Consider the following 25,413-nt stretch of genomic DNA (forward strand, 5'->3'; position numbering starts at 1 on the left):
CCTGGCCCGGCCTCCGTTTCAGAACACCAGGTGTTCTGCGCGCACAATCAAAGACATACCCGAATTCAGTTGGACGCGGACGCCGTCTTTGGTGATTTCTAATACGGTGGCATCCATCGCGTTTTGACCAGCTTTCACCTTCAGGACTTGTCCGACAGTCAGAGCTGAAATGTCAGAAACCGGGGTATGCTGTTCTTCGCGAGGTGCTTTTACTGTTTTTGGCGCTTTCTCAGCCGGTTTTTGCGCACGAGGTTTGCGCTCGGCGCATTCTTTACGGCGTTGCGCAGCAGGACGTGGTTTACGTTCACGACGTGGTGCATCTTCTTTCTCACCAGCAGCGATGGCAGCTTCGCGTTTTTTAGCTTGCTGTTCAGCACGCTGGGCCTGAACGCGCGCTTTCGCTTCTTCAAGCTGCTTGCGAGCATGTTCTACATGTTGCTCGTCCAGCTCACCGCAAGGGTTGCCGTCAAGATCGACACGCGTCGCGCCTGGTTTAACACCATACAGGTAGCGCCAGCTCGAAGTGTAGAGACGTAAAGCGGATCGCAGTTGCGTTTTGCTCAGGTTCATTTCCCCGGCAACACGATCGACCAAATCCTGAAAAATACCGATTTTCAGCGGACGCGCTTCACCTTCCGCACTGAAACAGTGGGGAAAACGTTCGGCCAGAAACGCGATTACTTCTTTACTGCTATTCAACTTAGGTTGATTTTCCATGAAATTTCCTGATTACAACGGACGTAGCCAACAAGCGCAGGCATGAACAGGCGTCATTATAATGACGCCATCAGTAAATGCTACGTTATCCGTTGATTATCCTGCGACGCTCGCAAAGAATTTTTTGTAATCCGTCGTTGCAAGCACCTTTTCAAGCTGTGCCACAAGCTGACGTAAGCCTTGTTCGTCCTCGTCGGTGAAGCGACCGAAGACGGTACTGTCGATGTCGAGAACGCCAATAATCTGATTTTTCACCACCAACGGTAGAACAATTTCAGAATTACTCGCCGCATCACAGGCAATATGCCCATCGAATGCGTGAACATCCTCGATTCGCTGTACTTCGTTACGGGCAACCGCGGTGCCACACACGCCGCGCCCGACGGGGATCCTTACGCAGGCAATTTTGCCCTGAAACGGTCCGAGAACCAACGTCTCATCTTCGAGTAGATAAAACCCCGCCCAGTTTACGTCGGCCAGACGTTCGTATAATAACGCGCTGGTATTAGCCAGTGTTGCCAGAAAACTGGTTTCTCCCGCCATCAGCGCATTAAAGTCGCGGTTTAAGTCCGCGTAAAATTCTGTTTTGTTCATTATATAATCACTTGGTTGTCTTACCTGGAACTGCCAGCCTATTAAAATAAGCATTAAATGCGTTAATGCTCAAGATCATTCCCATCATGAGTTAAGATTAGTGTTAATTCTTATTACATTTGGCGCGTCATGGCTCTTTACACCCCACAAGTTACGCCAACAAAAAAAATAACAGTGAGATCAATTGGCGAAGCGTTGCCGCGTGGTGATTACCAACGCTGCCCGCAATGTGACATGCTGTTCAGCCTGCCAGAGATAAATTCACACCAAAGTGCCTATTGCCCACGCTGCCAGGCAAAAATCCGTGACGGACGCGACTGGTCGCTAACGCGCCTGGCGGCAATGGCCTTCACAATGCTGTTGCTGATGCCTTTTGCGTGGGGCGAACCACTATTGCATATCTGGTTGTTAGGTATTCGTATTGACGCCAACGTAATGCAAGGCATCTGGCAAATGACCAAACAGGGAGATGCGGTAACGGGCGCAATGGTTTTTTTCTGCGTTATCGGTGCCCCCCTCATTCTGGTGACATCTATTGCCTGGTTGTGGTTTGGTAATCGGCTGGGAATGAATTTACGTCCGGTGTTGCTGATGCTTGAGCGGCTGAAAGAGTGGGTAATGCTGGATATCTACCTGGTCGGCATTGCCGTTGCCTCTATAAAGGTGCAGGACTATGCCCATATCCAGGCCGGTGTCGGCCTATTCTCTTTTGTAGCGCTGGTTATTTTAACGACGGTGACGTTGTCACATCTTAATGTTGAACAGTTGTGGGAGCGATTTTACCCTGAACGCCCTGCCACGCGTAGGGATAAAAAACTACGCGTTTGTCTGGGGTGTCACTTTACCGGCTACCCTGATCCGCGCGGTCGCTGTCCCCGTTGCCATATCCCGCTTCGCCTGCGTCGCCATCATAGTATTCAAAAATGTTGGGCGGCGCTGTTAGCTTCAATCATCTTGTTGTTTCCTGCCAACCTGTTACCTATTTCGATCATTTATCTGAACGGTGGTCGACAAGAAGATACGATCCTTTCCGGGATTATGTCGCTGGCGAACAGCAATATTGCCGTTGCCGGAATCGTATTTATCGCCAGTATTCTGGTGCCATTTACCAAAGTGATTGTTATGTTCACTTTATTGTTGAGCATTCATTTTAAGTGCCAACAGGGGTTACGTACACGAATAATGTTACTGCGAATAGTGACCTGGATTGGCCGCTGGTCGATGCTGGATCTGTTTGTCATTTCTTTAACCATGTCGCTGATTAATCGCGATCAAATCCTCGCTTTTACTATGGGACCGGCTGCGTTTTATTTCGGCGCAGCGGTTATTTTGACTATTCTTGCAGTGGAATGGCTGGACAGCCGCTTACTTTGGGATGCACATGAGTCAGGAAACGCCCGCTTCGACGACTGAAGCGCAAATTAAAACTAAACGCCGTATCTCACCTTTCTGGCTACTGCCATTCATCGCGCTAATGATAGCCGGTTGGCTAATTTGGGGGAGTTATCAGAATCGAGGCAATACCGTCACCATCGATTTTATGTCGGCGGATGGCATTGTTCCGGGTCGCACACCTGTTCGCTATCAGGGCGTTGAAGTCGGAACGGTGCAGGATGTCAGTCTGAGCGACGATCTGCGTAAGATTGAAGTGAAGGTCAGCATCAAGTCCGATATGAAAGATGCGTTGCGCGAAGAGACGCAGTTCTGGCTGGTGACGCCAAAAGCTTCGCTGGCAGGTGTTTCCGGGCTGGATGCGCTGGTCGGCGGAAACTATATCGGCATGATGCCAGGTAAAGGTAAAGAGCAAGATCACTTTGTCGCCCTCGATACCCAGCCCAAATATCGGCTGGATAATGGTGATCTTATGATCCATCTGCAAGCCCCCGATCTTGGTTCGCTGAACAGCGGCTCGTTGGTCTATTTCCGCAAAATCCCGGTGGGGCGAGTCTATGACTATGCGATCAATCCCAATAAGCAAGGCGTGGTGATTGATGTCCTGATTGAGCGGCGCTTTACCGACCTGGTGAAAAAAGGCAGTCGCTTCTGGAACGTTTCTGGCGTTGATGCCAATGTCAGTATCAGTGGCGCGAAGGTGAAACTGGAAAGTCTGGCTGCTCTGGTTAACGGTGCGATTGCCTTCGACTCGCCGGAAGAGTCGAAACCTGCCGATCCGGAAGATACCTTTGGTCTGTATGAAGATCTCGCCCACAGCCAGCGTGGGGTGCTCATAAAACTGGAACTGCCAAACGGAGTCGGATTAAGCGCCGATTCAACGCCGCTCATGTACCAGGGACTGGAAGTCGGGCAACTGACCAAACTGAATTTAAATCCAGGTGGCAAAGTTACTGGTGAAATGACCGTTGATCCCAGCGTAGTTACCCTACTTCGTGAAAATACTCGCATTGAGTTACGTAACCCGAAATTATCCCTCAGCGATGCCAATCTGAGTTCCCTACTGACCGGCAAAACCTTCGAACTGGTGCCAGGTAATGGCGAGCCACGCAAAGAGTTTGTTGTTGTGCCTGGCGAGAAAGCCCTGCTGCATGAACCGGATGTTATGACACTGACCCTGACCGCGCCGGAAAGTTACGGTATTGATGCCGGTCAGCCGTTAATTCTGCATGGTGTACAGGTAGGCCAGGTAATTGAACGTAAACTTACCAGCAAAGGCGTCACCTTTACCGTTGCCATCGAACCGCAGCATCGTGAACTGGTAAAAGGTGACAGCAAATTTGTCGTTAATAGCCGTGTTGACGTGAAAGTGGGACTGGATGGCGTCGAGTTCCTCGGTGCCAGCGCCTCAGAATGGCTCAACGGTGGCATCCGCATTCTGCCGGGCGAAAAAGGCGAGATGAAAGCCAGCTATCCGCTGTATGCCAATCTGGAAAAAGCCCTGGAAAACAGCCTGAGCGATTTGCCTACAACGACCGTGAGTTTGAGCGCGGAAACGCTGCCAGATGTGCAGGCGGGATCGGTAGTGCTGTACCGCAAATTTGAGGTTGGTGAAGTTATTACCGTACGTCCTCGGGCCAATGCCTTTGATATCGATCTGCATATTAAGCCGGAATATCGCAATCTCCTGACCAGCAACAGTGTGTTCTGGGCGGAAGGTGGCGCAAAAGTTCAGCTTAACGGCAGCGGCCTGACCGTACAGGCATCACCGCTTTCACGGGCATTAAAGGGGGCTATCAGTTTCGATAACCTCAGCGGTGCCAGCGCCAGTCAGCGTAAAGGCGACAAGCGAATTCTATATGCTTCCGAAACAGCCGCTCGTGCGGTTGGCGGGCAGATTACGCTCCATGCTTTCGATGCCGGAAAACTGGCTGTTGGTATGCCAATTCGCTATCTCGGTATTGATATCGGGCAGATCCAGACGCTGGATCTGATCACCGCACGCAATGAAGTACAGGCAAAAGCGGTGCTCTATCCAGAATATGTCCAGACCTTCGCCCGCGGAGGTACGCGCTTCTCGGTGGTCACACCACAGATTTCGGCAGCGGGCGTTGAGCACCTTGATACCATCCTTCAGCCGTATATCAATGTCGAACCTGGTCGGGGTAATCCTCGCCGTGACTTTGAGTTGCAAGAAGCCACCATTACCGATTCTCGTTACCTTGATGGCTTAAGCATTATTGTTGAAGCGCCAGAAGCTGGGTCATTAGGCATTGGTACTCCGGTACTGTTCCGTGGTCTGGAAGTAGGTACGGTTACCGGAATGACGCTGGGGACATTGTCAGATCGGGTGATGATTGCGATGCGCATCAGTAAGCGATACCAGCACCTGGTGCGTAACAATTCCGTCTTCTGGCTGGCATCGGGCTACAGTCTGGACTTTGGCCTGACGGGTGGTGTGGTGAAAACCGGCACCTTTAATCAGTTTATCCGTGGAGGGATCGCCTTCGCTACCCCACCAGGAACGCCACTGGCACCGAAAGCTCAGGAAGGCAAACACTTCCTGTTGCTGGAAAGCGAACCGAAAGAGTGGCGTGAATGGGGCACCGCCCTGCCTCGTTAATCTCCTCCTGCTCCGGCGTGCCTGCGCCGGAGCGTTTATGCTAAACTGCGCGCCTGTTTTTTTCCGCTGGTACATACTTGTGGCTCAACACACCGTTTATTTCCCGGACGCCTTTCTGACGCAAATGCGCGAAGCGATGCCTTCGACACTCTCTTTTGATGATTTTCTCGCCGCCTGCCAGCGCCCGTTGCGCCGCAGCATTCGCGTTAATACGCTGAAAATCTCCGTTGCTGATTTCCTGCAATTAACCGCACCTTACGGCTGGACGTTAACACCGGTTCCCTGGTGTAAGGAGGGTTTCTGGATTGAACGCGACGATGAAGAGGCATTACCGTTGGGCAGTACCGCCGAACATTTAAGTGGCCTGTTTTATATTCAGGAAGCCAGTTCGATGTTACCGGTTGCGGCGTTGTTTGCCGATGGTAACTCCCCGCAACGGGTGATGGATGTGGCGGCTGCGCCGGGATCAAAAACCACGCAGATTGCTGCGAGTATGAATAATGAAGGCGCGATCCTTGCCAATGAGTTTTCCGCCAGCCGGGTAAAGGTGTTATATGCCAATATCAGCCGCTGCGGTATCAGTAATGTAGCTTTAACGCATTTTGATGGCCGCGTGTTTGGTGCAGCGTTGCCAGAAATGTTCGACGCCATTTTGCTGGATGCTCCCTGCTCCGGTGAAGGTGTGGTACGTAAAGACCCCGACGCGCTGAAAAACTGGTCACCGGAAAGCAACCTGGAAATCGCCGCCACCCAGCGTGAACTGATTGACAGTGCATTTCATGCCTTACGTCCTGGCGGTACGCTGGTTTACTCGACCTGTACCTTAAACCGTGACGAAAACGAGGCCGTTTGCCTGTGGCTGAAAGAGACTTATCCCGATGCAGTAGAGTTTTTGCCGTTGGGCGATCTCTTCCCTGATGCAAAAAAAGCGCTGACCGAAGAAGGCTTCTTGCACGTCTTCCCACAAATTTATGACTGCGAAGGCTTCTTCGTTGCTCGTCTGCGTAAAACTCAGGCCATTCCTGCCTTACCCGCACCGAAATACAAAGTGGGCAATTTCCCGTTTAGCCCAGTGAAAGATCGCGAAACCGCACAAATTCGGCAGGCGGCTGCGAATGTTGGCTTACAGTGGGACAAAAACCTGCGTCTCTGGCAGCGTGATAAAGAAATCTGGTTATTCCCGGTGGGCATTGAAGCGTTGATCGGTAAAGTCCGATTTTCTCGTCTGGGAGTAAAACTTGCCGAAACGCATAACAAAGGTTACCGCTGGCAGCATGAAGCGGTCATTGCCCTTGCCTCACCCGACCACGCTAACGCGTTTGAGCTAACACCACAAGAAGCAGAAGAGTGGTATCGCGGGCGCGATGTTTACCCGCAGACCGCACCAACCGGGGATGATGTGTTGGTCACCTTCCAGCGCCAGCCAATCGGTTTAGCCAAACGTATTGGCTCGCGACTGAAAAACAGTTACCCGCGTGAGCTAGTGCGCGACGGAAAACTTTTTACGGGTAAAGCCTGACAGTACACAAAAAGCGCACGTTTTGACTGGCGAATCTGACTGCCTTGACTAGGCTGAAAAATGGTGCGATCGGACTGGTCGTACCACAACCAGCACTTCAATGGAGAGCACGAAGATGAAAACCAGTGTGCGCATAGGCGCTTTTGAAATCGATGACGGCGAGTTACACGGCGAATCGCCTGGTGACCGAACGTTGACCATTCCCTGTAAATCTGACCCGGATTTATGTATGCAACTGGATGCCTGGGACGCCGACACCAGCATTCCTGCCCTGCTAAACGGCGAACACTCTGTCCTTTACCGTACCCGCTACGATCAACAGTCCGATGCCTGGATTATGCGTCTTGCCTGATCCAAAAAGAACCCGTCGGCATGACGGGTTATTTATCCCGGTTATTTTCCCGTTGTAAAATCTCTCCTAAACTTAACGGTACGGCAACGCACTTCGAGGATGAAATGTTCGCGCTGGTACTTTTTGTTTGCTATCTGGACGCTGGTTGTGAAGATATTGTGGTTGATGTCTACAATACGGAACAGCAGTGCCTCTACTCAATGGACGATCAACGGATCCGTCACGGTGGCTGTTTTCCCGTTGAAGATTTTATTGATGGGTTCTGGCGGCCTGCGCAAGATTACAGTGACTTTTAATTACTGGAGTCGTTCCAACGTGAGTGTTCCACCAAAGACCGCGCCGGTATCAATATAATGCAAGTTACCGATATCTACGCGATGGCGTAATGGCGTATGACCAAACCAGAAATGATCAGCGCCGGTAATTCCCTGCCCTTTTCGGCCTTCACGCAATCGCGAGCGACTCCACAACACCTGATGCAGATCGACTTCCTTATGCCACTCATAAATATCATTGGGGTAATCCGCATGGGCGATGACATGCAGTCCGCTACTACAGCTTAATTCAATTATCCACGGCAAAGACCCGCACTTTTCCAGCGCCCTTCTCGCTTGCTCACGTTGGTGCTCTGTCAGTGCGGCAAACCAGTCGCCACCATTCATAAACCACAAAGACATCTGCTGCGATGCCAGCGCATCCATCGCCATCTGCTCATGATTGCCTCTTACCGCCCTGACCCAGCGTTGATCCAGTAATTGCAGGCAACGCAAACTCTCCGGGCCACGATCGATAACGTCACCAACCGAGATTAACAAGTCTTGCCACGGGTCAAACCGGCAGAACCATAATTTCTCTCGCAGTTGCGCCAGGCAGCCATGAATATCACCCACCAGCCAAATATGTCGCCACTGACTACCATCAATTCTCTGATAGATGTGGCCTGCCTGTTTCATCAATTCCTTACTCCCGCGCATAAGATCACATTATTTTAACAAAAATGTTAAAAAAGCCTGGACTGAAGCAGTAGAGTGTGTGTTATGGTTGATTGTGAAGTCAGTGAGGGAAAAGCAGTAATGCCATTATCAAACTGGCTTTATAGATAAAAAGAGACCGAACACGATTCCTGTATTCGGTCCAGGGAAATGGCTCTTGGGAGAGAGCCGTGCGCTAAAAGTTGGCATTAATGCAGGCTTAGTTGCCTTGCCTTTTAAGAATAGATGACGACGCCAGGTTTTCCAGTCCGCGCGTAAAGTGGTCAGAAAAAAAGCGCGTTTATCATCCTCTAAAATGTTAAAAACCGCCCGTTCTGGTGAAAGCACCCGGGCGGTTTTTTATTTAAAATCAAAAAATTACTATAGATAATTAACAGAGTCTCTCTGCTCTTTCAATAAACGGTGCCAGACTCACTTTTTCACCTGGTTTATTGGGATCATCAATCTGGATCACCGAAATGGGCTGGGCTTTAGTCTTCCCGCTGGCTACTTCCTTTTGTGCGATATCGTTTAAAGGATACTGCACCAGGGTACTTGGGTTAATGACATACAAAGCATTGCCCGGACGACAGGTCAGCATCACCTCTTCGCGATTAAACGCCCATTTGTCTTTACCCATTTCAAAACGGCTGACGGTAATCACCTGCGGAGCCGCCAACGCCGCTGCCGAACTGGTGAGTAACAGAAACGCCAGAATACTTTTTTTCATCATTTTCGTAATCCATCAAAAAGGTTCGAGAGTCGCAAGCAGGCTGATAATCACCAGCACTACCGCACCTATCGCCCATTCGAGTTTAGTCATCCACACAAACCAGGGTGCCGCACGGTCTTCGTCCTGCCCCATGCGCGGAACAAGAACATAACGATTTGCCAGCGCGATGGCCACCATAACCATTACCAGTATGACTTTAAGTAATAAAAGCTGCCCCCAGTACGTCGCAAGTGTGGGGGAAAATCCAGTGATTAACAATGTATTAAGCACACCACTGCCCAGTACACCTATCACAGCAAAATGTCCACACCGGGAAAATCGCATCAGTGCATGAATGGCCTCACGTCGCCAACGCCCTTTCACCAACTGCATACACCAGACGACCGGCAGCAAGCCACCAAACCATGCCGCCGCACAGATCAGATGTACGGCGTGATTCGTCTGATGGATTTTCGCCGTTAATCCTTCGTTTAATGTCGCGTGTCCTACTCCCGCCATCAAAATAAATTGCGCGGTAGTTAACATAAACAACAAACGAGGCATATTCCGTGGTTGCATCAGAGCCACGGTCAGCGTAACGAGGGCGAGAACGATTTGCCAAATCCAGACACCACCAAACTGTGTTTGTAACACCGACAACCAAATGTTCAACGACACCACATCCGGCCATCCCGCGCCCATCAACCCTCCCTGAACGGCGAACATCGCAGCGGCACTGCTCAAACTCCAGACGGCGGCGTGCTGTTGTATACGCAGAAAACGTTTCGTCAGTAATCGACGAATTGTTACTGGTGCCAGCCATGCTCCATACATCGCGAAGCCAAAGACCAGCATCAGGGAGATAAAATGGATAAATCGTAGTGCGACCCAGGTAAACGCCAACATGCTTTATTTCACTGTAAAGGTGTATTGCCCTTTGGTTTTATGCCCGTCCACCGAAACAACATGCCAGTTAACGGTATAACTCCCGGGCTTCAGGGCGTCGGCAAGCGGAACAATCAATTGGGTTTTGTCCTGTTCATTACGCTTCGCGGGTAACGTTTTAATATTTTCATTCTTTGAGCCAATGACTTTTGCGCCGCTGAACCCGGGTTCAATACTTTCAGAGAAGTTTAAAGTAATGGCCTGTGGAGCAGCGATAACCTCAGCATTCGCCGCAGGATACTGATGCGTCAAGTGCGCATGCGCCCAGGCAGAAGGTACTCCCAGCGAAGCTGTCAGAAATGTCAGCGCATAACGAAGGGAACGTGCAGTTGAAGCCATATTATCTATTCCTTTTTGTAATAACTTTTTTACAGAGCATAACCTTGTCTAATGATAGAGTCGAGGATCATCAATTCCGGCTTGCCATCCTGGCTAACTCTTAGTAACTTTTGCCCGCGATTAATGAGGAGACACAGCATGTTGAAGAATCTGGCCAAACTGGATCAAACTGAAATGGATAAAGTTAATGTCGATCTGGCGGCCGCCGGGGTAGCATTTAAAGAACGTTACAATATGCCGGTGATTGCTGAAGCGGTTGAACGTGAACAACCAGAACACCTGCGAAGCTGGTTTCGTGAGCGCCTTATCGCCCACCGTCTCACCTCTGTAAATCTGTCACGTTTACCTTACGAACCTAAACTTAAATAAACCTTATATTAAGTTACACTTCCTTACATGATGCCTGCTAAATTATGAGTATTTTCTTATTCTCACCAATATTTGCGGACACTGTGAAAAGGAAGTCATCATGTCATGCAGGAAAGTCGCAGCAGCACAATATGAGCCTCGTAAAGCCTCACTCACTGAGCAGGTAGCCCATCATCTGGAGTTCGTGAGGGCTGCCGCCAGACAGCAGTGTGAACTTTTGGTTTTCCCCTCGCTTTCTCTACTGGGATGTGATTATAAACGACGCCCTCTTCCTGCCCCGCCCGACCTCTCGCTATTAGACCCGCTTTGTTATGCCGCAATGACTTATCGAATGACCATTATTACCGGCCTTCCCGTTGAATATAACGATCGATTTATTCGTGGAATTGCCGTATTTGCACCGTGGATGAATGCGCCAGCAATTTATCATCAAAGTCACGGAGCATGCCTGGGGCGACATTCCAAAACCATCACGGTGGTGGATGGACAACCTGAAGGTATTGATATGGACCCGAGCTGCTCACTCTTTACCACCGGTCAGTGCATCAGCGAGCCAGATTTATTGACTTCTACTCGCCACTTACAATTTTTCTCACATCAATATTCCATCGCTGTTCTAATGGCTAATGCCCGCGGTAATAGTGCATTGTGGGATGAATATGGTCGCCTCATCGTCCGCGCCGATTACGGTTCGTTATTGTTAGTTGGTCAGCGTACATCGCAGGGTTGGCAAGGCGATATCATTCCATTACGCTAGGCGTTTTCGACCCGGAGTTTTGCCATGTTGCGTATTATCGATACTGAAACCTGCGGTTTACAGGGAGGGGTCGTGGAGATTGCCTCTGTTGATGTTGTTGACGGGAAAATCGTTAACCCTATGAGCCACCTGGTTCGCCCCGACCGCCCTATCACTCCGCAGGCTATGGCGATCCACCGTATTACTGAAGCCATGGTTGCTGACAAACCGTGGATTGAAGACGTGCTCCCACACTACTACGGTAGTGAATGGTATGTCGCCCACAACGCCAGCTTTGACCGCCGTGTACTGCCTGAAATGCCCGGTGAGTGGATCTGCACGATGAAATTGGCCCGTCGTTTGTGGCCGGGGATCAAGTACAGCAACATGGCGCTGTATAAAACACGTAAGCTCAATGTGCAAACGCCGCCGGGGCTGCATCACCACCGTGCGCTGTATGACTGTTACATCACCGCGGCCTTACTTATCGATATTATGAACACATCCGGCTGGACGGTAGAACAAATGGCGGATATCACCGGGCGTCCGTCATTGTTAACGACATTCACGTTTGGCAAGTATCGCGGCAAAGCGGTATCAGAAGTTGCAGAGCGCGATCCGGGCTATCTGCGCTGGTTGTTTAATAACCTCGACAGTATGAGCCCGGAACTGCGTTTAACCTTGAAGCACTATTTGGCGGATGCTTAAGCCGCTGGCTGACCAGGTAATGTTCCCTGCGCCAGCGCGACCAGAAAAGCATATTCCATTGCCACACCTTCGTAAGATTTAAAGCGACCGGATTTGCCGCCATGCCCCGAGTCCATGTCGGTACATAACAGCAACAGATGGTCGTCTGTTTTAAGCTCGCGCAATTTAGCCACCCATTTTGCCGGTTCCCAGTATTGCACCTGTGAATCGTGTAAACCTGTCGTCACCAGCAAATGTGGGTAAGCCTGCGCCGTGACATTGTCATACGGGCTGTAGCTTTTCATGTACTCGTAATATTGTAGATCCTGCGGATTCCCCCACTCTTCAAACTCGCCCGTAGTGAGCGGAATCGACTCATCAAGCATCGTCGTCACCACATCGACAAACGGCACCTGGGCAATAACGCCGTGGAACAATTCTGGTCGTTCATTGATAGCGACCCCCATCAACATGCCACCCGCGCTACCACCCATCGCATAACAGAGCGAAGGAGAACCGTAACCCAGCTTTAACAGTGCGTCGCAGGCATCAAGATAATCATTGAAAGTATTTTTCTTTTTCAGGAATTTGCCATCTTCGTACCACTGCTGCCCCAGTTCACCACCGCCACGAACATGCACAATGGCGTAGACAAAGCCGCGATCCAACAAACTCAGGCGACTAAAACTGAAATCGGCATCAATACTTGCGCCGTAAGAACCATATCCGTACACCAGCAGCGGGTTGTGCCCTTTGCGGAAATGTTTGCGATGATAAACCAACGAAACCGGAACTTCGACGCCATCACGGGCGGTGATCCACAGGTGTTCACTACGGTAATTCTCTGCATCAAAACCGGGCACTTCAGTTTGTTTTAATACGCGGCGTTCACCGGTGTCCATATCCAGTTCAAACAGCGTGTCTGGCGTGGTCATGGAGGAATAGCCGTAACGCAATCGCGAAGTTTCAGGTTCCGGATTATAGGCAATCCAGGTGACGTAAGCCGGATCGTCAAAAGCAATACCGATAACTTCCCGCGTTTTGCGATTGATTTGCCGCAGACTGGTTAACCCACGCTGGCGCTCTTCAACCACCAGCCAGTCGGTAAACAGCGTAAATCCTTCCAGCATGATGTTATCGCGTGGCGGAATTAACTCTTCCCACTGCTGCTCTTCACGCATTCGGGTACGATATAAACCAAAGTTTTTGCCGTTACGGTTAGAGCGTAGATAAAAGCGGTGCTGATAATGATCGAGACTGTATTCGTGATCTTTACGCCGCGGCAAAAAGACAAACGGTTCTGCATCGGCCAGCTCGGCATCCAGCAGACGAACTTCACTGGTCGTGGCGCTGGCAAGGTGAATAACCACATAGTGTTTTGATGTCGTTTTATGCAAACTGACATAAAAAGTATCGTCTTTTTCTTCGTAGATCAGTTTATCTTGCGATGCCGGAGTCCCGATGGCGTGCCGCCAGACCTGATAAGGCAGCAGAGTTACCGGATGCTTACGCACATAATAAAAAGTCCATGAGTCATTCGCCCAGACAAAGCTGGGTTCCACATTATCCAGCAGTTCGGGATACCAGTTGCCCGTTTCAAGATTGCGAAAACGGATGCCGTACTGGCGTCGGGAAAGGAAATCTTCTGCCAGCGCCATAATGGTGTTATCGGGCGTTATAGCCATGCCGCCCATAGAATAAAATTCACTGTGTGCCGCCCGCTTGTTGGCATCAAGCAACGTTTCCCATTCGTCCCACTCTTCAGTGAATGCAGACTGGCGTTGATAAATGGCATATTCACTGCCGGGTTCATAAATATGCCGGTAACGATAACCGTTTTTAATATAAGGCGCAGAGACTTCTCTTTGCGGGATACGCTCAATGATTTCTTTTAGTATCCGATCCTGCAGGGCTTGTTGCGAAGCCATCACCTGGTGCCCGTAACTATTTTCCTGTTGCAGGTAATTCAGTACTTCCGGCTGCGAGCGCGTGTCGTCCCGCAACCAGTAGTAATTGTCGATACGCGTATCACCATGAAGCGTCATGGCATGGGGAATTCGAGCAGCTTTTGGTAGCATGTTATTGTTCTTTCTGGTTGAAGCATCTTATAAGGGTGGCAAAACTCACCCGGGATGCAAGCGAAACAGGACAGTCATTGCAGCGATGATGACACGTTATGAAGTGAAAATCGAAAGGTAGCAGGCAGATAAAATCAGTCGGTTCAACTAGCTGTGCGAGTTTGTATAGCCCGAAAAACGTAAATATAGGGCTATACAGAGAGAAGGATTATTCAGACAAAGTACGCTTTTGCTGTTCGAGATCGCGTTCGATCCCTTCGCGAACATCCTGGGGAATTTTCAGCGCGTCGCCCAGTGCATTCAGGTAACTACGCTCCATAAAATGGTCAATATCAATAGCTGCACAGCTCAGGAAATAGATTTCCAGCGCCTCTTCTTCGTTTCGAACCCCCAGGGCCAGACGCTGAGGATCCAATGGCTGTTCGATTGCCTGCTCGATAAGAACACGGCCCTGCTCTTCCACACCCGCTTCACGCAATTGCTGATCGATAGCCGCACGCTCTTTGGCATCAATATGACCATCACTTTTAGCGGCAAATACCAGCGCGAGGATCAAACGTTCCGTGCGCTCATCCAGCGGCGTGCTCTGGGTGCCGAATTGCGGTTCGTTCTGGTGCGCCGCGCGAATTTTATCTTTGTATTTGTTCCACAGCACCGTACCAGCCACCGCGCCACCGCCTACCAGCAACGCGTTCGTGCCATACTTCGTTAAAAGTTTACGTGCTGATTTATTCGCTACCAGTAACCCAGCCAGCCCGCCTAATGCGCCCGGCACTAAAAGTTTGCCCAATCCCTGATCCGTAGACGAGGAGGTAGAAGAACTGTTTTGCCCGAGAAGGGATTGCAGTTGATTTAACCAGTTAGCCATGTTTGCTCCTCAATAACCATTTTAATGCCTGTAGCATAGCGGATGAGGATGTCAGAAAGTGTATATTGAGGCAAAAGATGCGCAAATTAGCGGACAGCAAGGAAGCCAGCCACGGAAAATGGTGATCGGGTTATTTAGGGTAATTGCGATGGTAGAGGTTTGTAGCCGTAATTGGAGTTGCCTTATGCTGATTGCCTGATGCGACGCTGTCGCGCCTTATCAGGCCTGCGGGATCTGGTGCGTTATAGAGCGGATAAGACGCTCGCGCCGCATCCGCCAGGGGTTATGTGCAATGACTGACAGCAATTAACGACGCTGGTAATCCGCCATTCCCGCTTTACAGTCCACATTAACCAGATAATGAATATCAGCGCTTTTACCACGCACTGTCAGCGGAACTGACCATTTATCATCTTTACCCTGAATATCCTGCACACTGACCCACGCTACCGGATCGGCCTGACCAACGATTTTTTGATCGTCTGCCCAGCGCGCGACGCGGTTTTGTTGATAATCGCGTTTTACACTCGCAGCGATTCCGGCAGCATCCAGACCTTCACACTTTGGGAAAGTGACCGACTTGCTGGTTTCGTTATTTGCAGCGAAAACTGATGCACAGGCAGAAAGCAGTAACAGCCCCAACAACGCCCCTCTTTTTTTCATGTTTTTCTCCATAGCACAATGATTCAGGAGAAAGCATGGTACAAATTATCAGGAGCGCAAGTGGCTTCAGGCGGCGTGTGTCTCATCTGCCACATCAGAGCGACTACCGACCACCTGGGGAGACGGTAATTTACCAGTTTTCAGAATCGTGCTAAGCACATCTTTCTGTTCTGCCAGCCACAGCGAAAGCGCTTCACGTTGCTCGTCTTCCATTTGTACTGGAGAATTTGTCAGCCAGGTGTCGAGCAGATCCGCCGTATCAAGCATTTTGTCATAAGCATCGGCTTCCTTTTTGCTGGTAAACGACATCTTCTCTTCGCCCTCACGAATGACTACGTATTTAATTTCAACCGCCATTTGCAGCCTCTCACAATAACTGTAATTTTATACAGTATAATTCTTTTCGGTCTTGAAATCAACACGAGCAATCAAGCAATAAAGACATAAGCAAACGTTTTCGTTTATACTGCGCGCGGAATTAATCAGGGGATATTCGTTATGACGTTATTAGGCACTGCGCTGCGTCCGGCAGCAACTCGCGTGATGTTATTAGGCTCCGGTGAACTGGGTAAAGAAGTAGCCATCGAGTGCCAACGCCTCGGTGTAGAAGTGATTGCGGTCGATCGCTATGCCGACGCGCCAGCCATGCATGTCGCGCATCGTTCTCATGTCATCAATATGCTGGATGGCGATGCGTTGCGCCGTGTGGTTGAACTGGAAAAACCGCACTATATCGTGCCGGAGATCGAAGCTATTGCCACCGATATGCTGATCCAGCTTGAAAAGGAAGGGTTGAATGTTGTCCCCTGCGCTCGTGCGACTCAGCTAACGATGAATCGCGAAGGGATCCGTCGCCTGGCGGCAGAAGAACTTCAGCTTCCCACTTCAACGTATCGTTTTGCCGATAGCGAAAGTCTTTTCCGCGAGGCGGTTACCGCCATTGGCTATCCCTGTATCGTTAAACCGGTCATGAGTTCTTCCGGCAAGGGGCAGACGTTTATTCGCTCTGCCGACCAGCTTGCTCAGGCGTGGGAGTACGCCCAGCAAGGTGGTCGCGCCGGGGCGGGCCGCGTGATTGTTGAAGGCGTGGTTAAGTTTGACTTTGAGATTACCCTACTAACCGTCAGTGCGGTGGATGGCGTCCATTTCTGTGCACCAATAGGTCATCGTCAGGAAGATGGTGACTATCGCGAATCCTGGCAACCGCAGCAAATGAGTCCACTGGCTCTGGAACGTGCGCAGGAGATTGCCCGCAAAGTGGTGCTGGCGCTGGGCGGCTATGGTCTGTTTGGTGTGGAGTTGTTTGTCTGTGGCGATGAGGTGATTTTCAGTGAAGTCTCCCCTCGCCCGCATGACACCGGGATGGTGACGTTAATTTCTCAGGATCTCTCGGAATTTGCCCTGCATGTACGCGCGTTCCTCGGACTGCCTGTTGGCGGGATTCGTCAGAATGGCCCTGCCGCTTCTGCTGTTATCCTGCCGCAACTGACCAGTCAGAATGTCACGTTTGATAATGTGCAGAATGCCGTTGGCGCAGGTTTGCAGATTCGTTTATTTGGTAAGCCGGAAATTGATGGCAGCCGTCGTCTGGGTGTGACGCTGGCTACAGCGGAGAGCATTGATGAGGCAATTGAACGCGCGAAGCACGCCGCCGCACAGGTGAAAGTACAAGGTTAAGTCCGTCAGAAACACGCTGCAAAAATGCCCGATCATGGATCGGGCATTTTGACTTTTACAGCTTCGCGCCTTCTACTGCTTCACGTGCCAGCTTAGTGATGCGGTCGTAATCGCCTGCTTCCAGCGCATCCGCCGGAACCAGCCATGAACCACCGATACACAGCACGCTTTTCAGCGCCAGGTAGTCACGGTAGTTAGCCGGAGAAATACCACCAGTCGGGCAAAAACGAACCTGGGAGAACGGGCCTGCGATCGCCTGCAGTGCTTTCACGCCGCCATTAGCTTCCGCCGGGAAGAATTTGAACTCTTTCAGGCCGTAGTCCATACCCAGCATCAGTTCAGAAACAGTGCTGATACCTGGAATCAGAGGAATGGAGCCTTCAGTCGCTGCTTTCAGCAGTGGTTCAGTCAGACCCGGGCTAATGGCGAACTGTGCGCCTGCTTCGGTCACTTCTGCCAGTTGCTGTGGGTTCAGCACAGTACCAGCACCCACAATCGCTTCCGGTACTTCTTTGGCGATTGCACGGATAGCATCAACTGCACACTCGGTACGCAAAGTCACTTCCAGAACGCGCACGCCACCAGCAACCAACGCTTTTGCCATTGGCACCGCGTGTTCCAGTTTGTTTACCACAATAACCGGTACAACCGGGCCAGTGGTCAGGATTGATTCTGCACTTGTTTTCCAGTTTTTCATCAGAGTTTTCTCTCGCCTGATTACAAATTTTGTCGTCTTAAAAAGTGATACAGGTTGCGCCCTGTTCGGCACCGGACAGTTTTTCACGCAAGGCGCCGAATAATTCACGTCCTGTTCCTACGCGTGACGCGCTCAGGTCAGGAATGTGTGGTTCGCGAGCAGCCAGTTCCGCTTCGTCTACCAGCAACGTCAGTTCGCCTGTCTGTCCATTCACACGAATGATGTCTCCATCGCGCACTTTCGCCAGTAACCCGCCATCGTAGGCTTCTGGTGTTACGTGGATAGCTGACGGCACTTTACCTGAAGCACCGGAGAGGCGTCCATCGGTAACTAACGCAATTTTGAAACGCCGGTCCAATAATACACCAAGTGGCGGCATGAGTTTATGTAATTCTGGCATTCCGTTCGCTTTTGGCCCCTGATGACGAACAACAACCACACAATCACGGTCCAGCAAACCCGCTTCAAAGGCTGGCATAACGTCATGCTGGCTCTCGAAAACAACCGCAGGCGCTTCAATTACCTGGTTTTCAACGGGTACAGCGGAGGTTTTCATAACCGCACGGCCCAGGTTACCGCTTAACACTTTTGTCCCACCATGATGAGAGAAAGGTTGTTCGAAGGAAGCGATCACATTGCTGTCGAGCGATTTTTCTGCACCTTCTCGCCAGTCCAGCTCACCGTTATTCAGCCACGGCTCGAGGGTATAACGAGAAAGACCAAAACCCGCTACCGTATTCACATCTTCATGCAGCAGACCCGCCTTGAGCAGTTCACGCACCAGCACCGGTACGCCTCCCGCCGCCTGGAAGTGATTAATATCGGCCGGGCCGTTCGGGTAGAGACGCGCCATCAGCGGTACGACATCAGAAAGATCAGAGAAGTCATCCCAGTTAATCTGAATACCCGCCGCACGCGCCATCGCCACCAGGTGCATTGTATGGTTAGTGGAACCACCTGTTGCCAGCAGCGCCACGATACCGTTCACCACCACTTTCTCATCGATCATCTTACCGATTGGCATCCATTCATTACCATTGCCGGTCATGCGTGTAACCTGGCGCGCAGCGGCTGCAGTTAATGCATCACGCAGTGGAGAGTCCGGATGAACAAAAGAAGAGCCTGGCAACTGCATCCCCATAAATTCAACCACCATCTGATTGGTGTTGGCTGTACCGTAAAAAGTACACGTACCCGGCGCATGATAAGACGCGGCTTCTGACTCCAGCAGCGCCATACGATCCACTTTTCCTTCAGCATAAAGCTGGCGAATGCGAACTTTCTCTTTGTTTGGCAAACCACTTGCCATCGGGCCTGATGGCACAAATACCGCAGGCAGATGACCGAACGACAGTGCAGCCATCGTCAGCCCTGGGACAATCTTGTCGCACACGCCGAGGAACAGCGCGCCATCAAACATGTTATGAGACAGCCCCACCGCCGCCGACATGGCAATCACTTCGCGGCTTAACAGCGACAGCTCCATTCCGTCCTGCCCCTGGGTGACACCATCGCACATTGCCGGAACACCCCCCGCCACCTGGCCGACCGCGTTAGCTTCATGCAGTGCTTTACGAATGATCTCTGGATAATGTTCATAAGGCTGGTGGGCAGAGAGCATGTCGTTGTAGGAGGTGATAATGGCGATATTGTTACGCAACATGCTTTTCAGGGAGGCTTTGTCTTCTGGCTGGCAAGCGGCGAAACCGTGTGCCAGATTACCGCATGCCAACTGCGAACGATGAACGGTCGAGGTTTTCGCTTGTTCGATCCGGGCGAGATAAGCAGAACGAGTCGCGCGAGAACGTTCAATAATTCGATTTGTTACGCGTAACAATTGTGGATTCATAAAGGCTCCTGAAATTGAGTTGTCAGAGCAGGGTGATTCACAATGCGTTTCACTCAAGAAAAATATGACTGAAACGCCTGTAACCGGAGCTCATAGGGCAGAAACGTTTCAGTGAGTGTAATAAAAAAAGCCTCGTGGGTGAATCCACACGAGGCTCAAAAGTGTAAAAATTACTCTACAATCTGTGCAAGATCATGTTACCGGTAAAATAACCCGTAAGGATAAGTCGAGATATTACTCAAACTCATTCCAGGAGCGACCGTCACGGGTAATCATCGCCACCGAGGCAACCGGGCCCCAGGTTCCGGCCTGATACGGTTTCGGCGCATCGTTGTCCATCGCCCATGCTTCAGTAATGGAATCTACCCATTTCCACGCTTCTTCCACTTCATCGCGACGCACAAACAACGCCTGAATACCGCGCATCGTTTCCAGCAACAGACGCTCATAAGCATCAGCCAGATGCGTCTGATTAAAGGTTTCTGAATAGCTCAGATCCAGTTTGGTGATTTGCAGATTATGTTTGTGATCAAGACCAGGGACTTTATTCAACACCTGGATATCCACGCCCTCATCGGGTTGCAGACGAATAGTCAGTTTGTTCTGCGGCAGATCCTGCCACGACTCTTTGAACAGATTCAGTTCTGGTGTTTTGAAATAGACCACAACTTCAGAGCATTTTGTCGGCAGACGTTTACCTGTTCGCAGGTAGAACGGCACGCCAGCCCAACGCCAGTTATCGATGTCGACGCGGATAGCCACGAAGGTTTCCGTGTTACTGCTTTTATTCGCACCCTCTTCTTCCAGATAGCCTGGTACTTTTTTGCCCTGAGCGAAGCCTGCGGTGTATTGCCCGCGTACTGTTTTTTCACGCACATTGGTGCGGTCAATTCGACGCAATGACTTCAGTACTTTCACTTTTTCATCACGGATGCTGTCGGCGCTCAGGTCGGACGGCGGAGACATCGCAATCATGCAAAGAATTTGCAGCAGGTGGTTCTGGATCATATCGCGCATCTGACCGGCTTTATCAAAATACCCCCAGCGCCCTTCGATTCCGACCTCTTCTGCCACCGTGATCTCAACATGATCAATGGTGCGATTGTCCCAGTTGTTCACAAACAGAGAGTTAGCAAAACGCAGCGCCAGCAGGTTCAGTACCGTTTCTTTACCCAGATAGTGGTCGATACGGTAAACCTGGCACTCCTCGAAATATTCGCCTACCTGATCGTTAATTTCACGCGAAGTCGCCAGTGATGTTCCCAGCGGTTTTTCCATGACCACGCGAGCAGGTTTAGCATTCAGTTTTGCCTCACCCAGCCCTTTGCAGATCGCACCAAAGGTGCTTGGTGGCATGGCAAAGTAGTTAATGGTGATACGATTTTTTTGATCCAGCATCGCGCCAAGGCGGTTGAATGCGGCCGTGTCATTGACATCAAGATTACAAAAATCCAGACGCGCACTCAGGGTATCCCACAGACCTTCATCAATGGTTTCTTTCATGAAGGTTTCAAGCGCCTCGCGGACAACTTTGGTATATGCCGCTTTATCCCAGTCAGCACGCCCTACGCCGATAATCCGGGTGTCCGGGTTGAGCTGACCGGCTTTTTCCAGTTGATACAGGGAAGGCAGCAATTTACGACGCGCAAGGTCGCCTTTCGCGCCGAAAATGACCAGGTCACAGGCCTGGGCTGTTTGCGTTACCGCCATGTCATTCTCCTTAAGTTAACTAACCCGGTACTTAAGCCTGGGTATATTTGTAATTTTCTTACGGTGCACTGTACTGCTTTTACGGGCTTGCGAAAACTGTAAACGCTTATCCACCCGTGCGATTACAGCAAAAGCGCGCAAAGTGCGGCAAAACTGATAAAAAAACCATCGTTTTCCATTGGGTAAAAATCTGACACTGATCATGTTATGAAAAAAAATAACAACTTTTTTATCTGCTTTTGTCATTAACCCAGCACACAGGCGTAATATCTGACAAAACTGCATTTCGATTTCTTTCAGTGCGGAAATCGTCATTACCCGTGAGTCTCTTTACATCATGAATATGCTGGAAAAAATCCAGTCTCAACTGGAACATTTGAGCAAATCAGAACGCAAAGTTGCCGAGGTCATTCTTGCTTCGCCCGACAACGCGATCTATTCGAGTATTGCTGCTCTGGCGCTGGAAGCCAATGTTAGCGAGCCGACGGTGAATCGTTTCTGTCGCAGCATGGACACTCGCGGTTTTCCTGATTTTAAACTGCATCTGGCGCAAAGTCTGGCGAATGGCACTCCTTATGTTAATCGCAACGTCAATGAAGATGACAGCGTTGAATCATACACAGGGAAAATATTTGAGTCGGCAATGGCTACTCTTGATCACGTCCGTCACTCGCTGGATAAATCCGCCGTCAATCGTGCCGTTGATCTCCTCACCCAGGCGAAGAAAATTGCCTTTTTTGGATTAGGTTCTTCCGCTGCCGTTGCCCACGATGCGATGAATAAGTTTTTTCGCTTCAATGTTCCGGTGATCTACTCGGACGATATCGTACTGCAACGAATGAGTTGTATGAATTGTAGTGATGGTGACGTCGTTGTGCTGATTTCCCACACCGGCAGAACAAAAAATCTGGTTGAACTGGCGCAACTGGCGCGAGAAAACGACGCAATGGTGATTGCCCTCACCTCAGCGGGAACGCCACTCGCCCGGGAAGCAACGCTGGCAATTACCCTCGATGTACCGGAAGATACTGACATTTATATGCCCATGGTCTCTCGACTTGCACAGTTGACCGTGATAGATGTGCTGGCAACAGGATTTACTTTGCGACGCGGAACAAAATTCAGAGATAACTTGAAGCGGGTCAAGGAAGCTCTCAAGGAATCGCGTTTTGATAAGCAGTTACTTAATTTAAGTGACGATCGCTGAAACGATAGTCACTGTTCTATCCTTATACGACATTCGCATGTGTTTAATTTAGAACCGTTATCGTTTTAATTTATGCGAATTTCATGTTCAAGCAACACCTTGTTGTTTCAGTCAACGGAGTATTACATGTCCAGAAGGCTTCGCAGAACCAAAATCGTTACCACGTTAGGCCCGGCTACTGATCGCGATAATAATCTTGAAAAAGTTATCGCTGCCGGCGCAAACGTTGTACGTATGAACTTTTCTCACGGCTCGCCTGAAGATCACAAAATGCGCGCAGATAAAGTTCGTGAAATTGCCGCAAAACTGGGGCGTCATGTGGCTATTCTGGGTGACCTTCAGGGGCCAAAGATTCGTGTATCTACCTTTAAAGAAGGTAAGGTGTTCCTCAACATTGGGGACAAATTCCTGCTGGATGCTAACCTGGGTAAAGGTGAAGGCGATAAAGAAAAAGTCGGTATCGACTATAAAGGTCTGCCTGCTGACGTCGTGCCTGGCGACATCCTGCTGCTGGACGACGGTCGCGTACAATTAAAAGTGCTGGAAGTTCAGGGCATGAAAGTGTTCACCGAAGTCACTGTCGGTGGCCCTCTCTCTAACAATAAAGGGATCAACAAACTCGGCGGCGGTCTGTCGGCTGAAGCACTGACCGAAAAAGATAAAGCTGATATTCAGACTGCAGCACTGATTGGCGTGGATTATCTGGCAGTTTCCTTCCCGCGCTGTGGCGAAGATCTGAACTATGCCCGCCGTCTGGCACGCGACGCAGGTTGTGATGCGAAAATTGTCGCCAAGGTTGAACGTGCGGAAGCCGTTTGCAGCCAGGATGCAATGGACGACATTATCCTCGCCTCTGACGTGGTGATGGTCGCACGCGGTGACCTCGGCGTTGAAATTGGCGATCCGGAACTGGTCGGCATTCAGAAGGCGTTGATCCGTCGTGCGCGCCAGCTTAACCGTGCGGTAATTACAGCGACCCAGATGATGGAGTCAATGATCACCAACCCGATGCCAACCCGTGCAGAAGTTATGGACGTGGCAAACGCCGTGCTGGATGGTACTGATGCCGTGATGCTGTCTGCAGAAACCGCTGCGGGCCAATACCCTTCAGAAACAGTTGCTGCGATGGCGCGCGTTTGCCTGGGTGCTGAAAAAATCCCGAGCATTAACGTTTCTAAACACCGTCTGGACGTTCAGTTCGATAATGTGGAAGAAGCAATCGCCATGTCCGCGATGTATGCAGCTAACCACCTGAAAGGGGTTACCGCTATCATCACCATGACCGAGTCTGGTCGTACCGCGCTGATGACCTCCCGTATCAGTTCCGGTCTGCCAATTTTCGCCATGTCTCGTCATGAGCGTACCCTGAACCTGACTGCGCTTTATCGTGGTGTCACGCCGGTCTATTTTGACAGTGCAAGTGATGGCGTAGTTGCGGCCAGCGAAGCGGTAAATCTGCTGCGCGATAAAGGCTATCTGATGTCCGGCGACCTGGTCATCGTCACCCAGGGCGACGTAATGAGTACCGTGGGTTCTACCAATACCACGCGTATTTTAACTGTTGAGTAAGTAAGTTGCCGGATGCGGCGTAAACGCCCTGTCCGGCCTACAACACCTTGATAATTCAAAAGATTACAAATCGTCTGTAGGCTCGATAAAATTACTCATCAGGCAAACTTGAACTTATCAACTAACGGAAGCCTCTCCTCGTGAGAGGCTTTTTTTATTTGATGGGATAAAGATCTTTACGTTTATACGGCTGGATTTCACCAGGCTTCCGGGTCTTGAGCAATTTTAAAATCCAGGTGTATTGTTCTGGTCGCGGACCAACAAAAATCTCGACTTCTTCATTCATCCGCCGCGCAATCGTATGATCATCCGCTTCTGACAAGTCGTCCATCGGCGGGCGCACCTGAATCGTCAAACGGTGCGTCTTGCCATCATAAATCGGAAACAGCGGTACGACGCGCGCACGACACACTTTCATCAAACGACCAATCGCGGGCAGCGTCGCTTTATAGGTTGCAAAGAAATCAACAAATTCGCTGTGCTCCGGGCCATGATCCTGATCGGGTAAATAATAGCCCCAGTAGCCCTGACGAACCGACTGGATGAACGGTTTAATGCCATCATTTCTCGCGTGAAGACGTCCGCCAAAACGACGACGCACGGTGTTCCAGACATAATCAAAAACTGGATTGCCCTGATTATGGAACATTGCCGCCATTTTCTGTCCTTGCGAGGCCATCAGCATGGCGGGGATATCCACTGCCCAGCCGTGCGGCACCAGAAAGATCACTTTCTCGTTGTTACGCCGCATCTCTTCGATGATCTCCAGCCCCTGCCAGTCGACGCGCGGCTGAATTTTCTCCGGCCCACGTATCGCCAGTTCCGCCATCATCGCCATCGCCTGGGGCGCTGTGGCAAACATCTCATCAACAATCGCTTCGCGTTCGGCTTCGCTACGTTCCGGAAAACAGAGGGACAGGTTGATCAACGCACGACGGCGCGAGCTTTTTCCCAGTCGTCCGGCAAAACGCCCGAGTCGCGCCAGAATGGGATCGCGGAATTTCGGAGGTGTTAAAGCAATACCGGCCATCGCCGCCACGCCCAACCAGGCTCCCCAGTAGCGCGGATGGCGAAAGGATTTATCAAACTCAGGAATGTATTCACTATTATTTTTTTTCGTTTCCATGCTTTTCCAGTTT

General features: G+C 50.6%; 26 protein-coding genes. 11 read left to right on the top strand and 15 right to left on the bottom strand.

The annotated features are described in order from the left end of the window. Positions 1 to 18 precede the first annotated feature (18 nt). Complete coding sequence (gene proQ, locus BEA93_RS03610) at positions 19 to 717, bottom strand: RNA chaperone ProQ (protein ID WP_105224304.1); 699 nt, start codon at positions 715 to 717, stop codon at positions 19 to 21. Positions 718 to 813: 96 nt separating this feature from the next. After that, positions 814 to 1,311 (bottom strand): L-methionine (R)-S-oxide reductase, encoded by a 498-nt coding sequence (gene msrC, locus BEA93_RS03615; protein WP_001043873.1) that lies wholly within the window; start codon positions 1,309 to 1,311, stop codon positions 814 to 816. A gap of 129 nt (positions 1,312 to 1,440) precedes the next feature. Between msrC and yebS the strand changes: the two genes are divergently transcribed. From yebS to BEA93_RS03640, 5 genes are all read left to right on the top strand, one after another. After that, positions 1,441 to 2,724, top strand: coding sequence for a membrane integrity lipid transport subunit YebS (gene yebS / locus BEA93_RS03620; protein WP_105224303.1), 1,284 nt, complete (start codon positions 1,441 to 1,443; stop codon positions 2,722 to 2,724). Then, complete coding sequence (gene yebT, locus BEA93_RS03625) at positions 2,693 to 5,326, top strand: lipid-binding membrane homeostasis protein YebT (RefSeq protein ID WP_105224302.1); 2,634 nt, start codon at positions 2,693 to 2,695, stop codon at positions 5,324 to 5,326. Before yebS ends, yebT begins: the two co-directional genes overlap by 32 nt. 79 nt (positions 5,327 to 5,405) lie before the next feature. Beyond that, positions 5,406 to 6,845 (top strand): 16S rRNA (cytosine(1407)-C(5))-methyltransferase RsmF, encoded by a 1,440-nt coding sequence (rsmF, locus tag BEA93_RS03630; RefSeq protein WP_024193571.1) that lies wholly within the window; start codon positions 5,406 to 5,408, stop codon positions 6,843 to 6,845. Between the two features lie 115 nt (positions 6,846 to 6,960). Beyond that, a complete protein-coding gene (locus tag BEA93_RS03635; protein ID WP_001516264.1) occupies positions 6,961 to 7,197 on the top strand; it encodes a YebV family protein in 237 nt (78 codons plus the stop codon). 104 nt (positions 7,198 to 7,301) lie between these two features. Then, positions 7,302 to 7,493 (top strand): YebW family protein, encoded by a 192-nt coding sequence (locus BEA93_RS03640; RefSeq protein ID WP_001516263.1) that lies wholly within the window; start codon positions 7,302 to 7,304, stop codon positions 7,491 to 7,493. Here the strand turns inward: BEA93_RS03640 and pphA are convergent, their stop codons facing one another. The 4 genes from pphA to yobA all read right to left on the bottom strand — a co-directional run bounded on the left by pphA (position 7,494) and on the right by yobA (position 10,164). Further along, entirely contained in the window at positions 7,494 to 8,150 is a 657-nt protein-coding gene (gene pphA, locus BEA93_RS03645; RefSeq protein ID WP_000806226.1) for a protein-serine/threonine phosphatase, read from the bottom strand. It abuts the gene before it with no gap. Positions 8,151 to 8,559: 409 nt separating this feature from the next. After that, a complete protein-coding gene (locus tag BEA93_RS03650; protein ID WP_000976465.1) occupies positions 8,560 to 8,901 on the bottom strand; it encodes a YebY family protein in 342 nt (113 codons plus the stop codon). 12 nt (positions 8,902 to 8,913) lie between these two features. Further along, entirely contained in the window at positions 8,914 to 9,786 is an 873-nt protein-coding gene (gene copD, locus BEA93_RS03655) for a copper homeostasis membrane protein CopD (RefSeq protein WP_000879335.1), read from the bottom strand. 3 nt (positions 9,787 to 9,789) lie between these two features. After that, the gene (gene yobA / locus BEA93_RS03660; RefSeq protein ID WP_000168753.1) at positions 9,790 to 10,164 is read right to left on the bottom strand and encodes a CopC domain-containing protein YobA; all 375 of its coding nucleotides are present in this window, start codon (positions 10,162 to 10,164) and stop codon (positions 9,790 to 9,792) included. 138 nt (positions 10,165 to 10,302) lie between these two features. Between yobA and holE the strand changes: the two genes are divergently transcribed. The 3 genes from holE to exoX all read left to right on the top strand — a co-directional run bounded on the left by holE (position 10,303) and on the right by exoX (position 11,977). Further along, positions 10,303 to 10,533: a DNA polymerase III subunit theta gene (gene holE, locus BEA93_RS03665; RefSeq protein ID WP_000916764.1), complete on the top strand. Its 231-nt coding sequence runs from the start codon at positions 10,303 to 10,305 to the stop codon at positions 10,531 to 10,533. Positions 10,534 to 10,633: 100 nt separating this feature from the next. After that, positions 10,634 to 11,290, top strand: a complete 657-nt coding sequence (gene yobB, locus BEA93_RS03670) for a carbon-nitrogen hydrolase family protein YobB (RefSeq protein ID WP_105224301.1) — start codon at positions 10,634 to 10,636, stop codon at positions 11,288 to 11,290. 24 nt (positions 11,291 to 11,314) lie between these two features. Continuing rightward, positions 11,315 to 11,977, top strand: coding sequence for an exodeoxyribonuclease X (gene exoX, locus BEA93_RS03675; protein ID WP_000944296.1), 663 nt, complete (start codon positions 11,315 to 11,317; stop codon positions 11,975 to 11,977). Here the strand turns inward: exoX and ptrB are convergent. The 4 genes from ptrB to yebG form a co-directional block, all read right to left on the bottom strand. Beyond that, entirely contained in the window at positions 11,974 to 14,034 is a 2,061-nt protein-coding gene (gene ptrB / locus BEA93_RS03680; RefSeq protein WP_016248631.1) for an oligopeptidase B, read from the bottom strand. The genes exoX and ptrB overlap by 4 nt on opposite strands. A gap of 208 nt (positions 14,035 to 14,242) precedes the next feature. Continuing rightward, positions 14,243 to 14,902, bottom strand: coding sequence for a tellurite resistance TerB family protein (locus BEA93_RS03685; protein ID WP_000024720.1), 660 nt, complete (start codon positions 14,900 to 14,902; stop codon positions 14,243 to 14,245). A gap of 306 nt (positions 14,903 to 15,208) precedes the next feature. Next, complete coding sequence (gene yebF, locus BEA93_RS03690; protein ID WP_001516261.1) at positions 15,209 to 15,565, bottom strand: protein YebF; 357 nt, start codon at positions 15,563 to 15,565, stop codon at positions 15,209 to 15,211. 66 nt (positions 15,566 to 15,631) lie between these two features. After that, on the bottom strand, positions 15,632 to 15,922 hold the full coding sequence (gene yebG, locus BEA93_RS03695) for a DNA damage-inducible protein YebG (protein ID WP_000257577.1): 291 nt from the start codon (positions 15,920 to 15,922) through the stop codon (positions 15,632 to 15,634). Positions 15,923 to 16,063: 141 nt separating this feature from the next. Here yebG and purT point away from each other — a divergent pair, with 141 nt between their 5' ends. After that, complete coding sequence (gene purT, locus BEA93_RS03700) at positions 16,064 to 17,242, top strand: formate-dependent phosphoribosylglycinamide formyltransferase (protein WP_001516260.1); 1,179 nt, start codon at positions 16,064 to 16,066, stop codon at positions 17,240 to 17,242. 55 nt (positions 17,243 to 17,297) lie between these two features. On the opposite strand, the gene kdgA is transcribed toward purT, so the two are convergent. The 4 genes from kdgA to BEA93_RS25180 all read right to left on the bottom strand — a co-directional run bounded on the left by kdgA (position 17,298) and on the right by BEA93_RS25180 (position 21,813). After that, positions 17,298 to 17,939, bottom strand: coding sequence for a bifunctional 4-hydroxy-2-oxoglutarate aldolase/2-dehydro-3-deoxy-phosphogluconate aldolase (gene kdgA, locus BEA93_RS03705; protein ID WP_000800529.1), 642 nt, complete (start codon positions 17,937 to 17,939; stop codon positions 17,298 to 17,300). 37 nt (positions 17,940 to 17,976) lie between these two features. Next, on the bottom strand, positions 17,977 to 19,788 hold the full coding sequence (gene edd, locus BEA93_RS03710) for a phosphogluconate dehydratase (protein WP_001516259.1): 1,812 nt from the start codon (positions 19,786 to 19,788) through the stop codon (positions 17,977 to 17,979). Between the two features lie 234 nt (positions 19,789 to 20,022). Next, positions 20,023 to 21,498: a glucose-6-phosphate dehydrogenase gene (gene zwf, locus BEA93_RS03715; RefSeq protein ID WP_000301721.1), complete on the bottom strand. Its 1,476-nt coding sequence runs from the start codon at positions 21,496 to 21,498 to the stop codon at positions 20,023 to 20,025. Positions 21,499 to 21,513: 15 nt separating this feature from the next. Beyond that, entirely contained in the window at positions 21,514 to 21,813 is a 300-nt protein-coding gene (locus tag BEA93_RS25180; RefSeq protein ID WP_000155615.1) for a hypothetical protein, read from the bottom strand. A gap of 22 nt (positions 21,814 to 21,835) precedes the next feature. Between BEA93_RS25180 and hexR the strand changes: the two genes are divergently transcribed. Together hexR and pyk are read left to right on the top strand one after the other, a co-directional pair. After that, positions 21,836 to 22,705: a DNA-binding transcriptional regulator HexR gene (gene hexR, locus BEA93_RS03725; protein ID WP_105224300.1), complete on the top strand. Its 870-nt coding sequence runs from the start codon at positions 21,836 to 21,838 to the stop codon at positions 22,703 to 22,705. 126 nt (positions 22,706 to 22,831) lie between these two features. Beyond that, positions 22,832 to 24,274: a pyruvate kinase gene (pyk, locus tag BEA93_RS03730; RefSeq protein ID WP_000091161.1), complete on the top strand. Its 1,443-nt coding sequence runs from the start codon at positions 22,832 to 22,834 to the stop codon at positions 24,272 to 24,274. A 154-nt stretch (positions 24,275 to 24,428) separates the two neighbouring features. Here pyk and lpxM read toward each other — a convergent pair whose 3' ends face one another. Beyond that, entirely contained in the window at positions 24,429 to 25,400 is a 972-nt protein-coding gene (gene lpxM / locus BEA93_RS03735) for a lauroyl-Kdo(2)-lipid IV(A) myristoyltransferase (RefSeq protein ID WP_001516257.1), read from the bottom strand. Between the last annotated feature and the right edge of the window lie 13 nt (positions 25,401 to 25,413).

It is taken from the genome of Escherichia sp. MOD1-EC5950, from assembly GCF_002965345.1.
GTDB lineage: Bacteria > Pseudomonadota > Gammaproteobacteria > Enterobacterales > Enterobacteriaceae > Escherichia > Escherichia marmotae.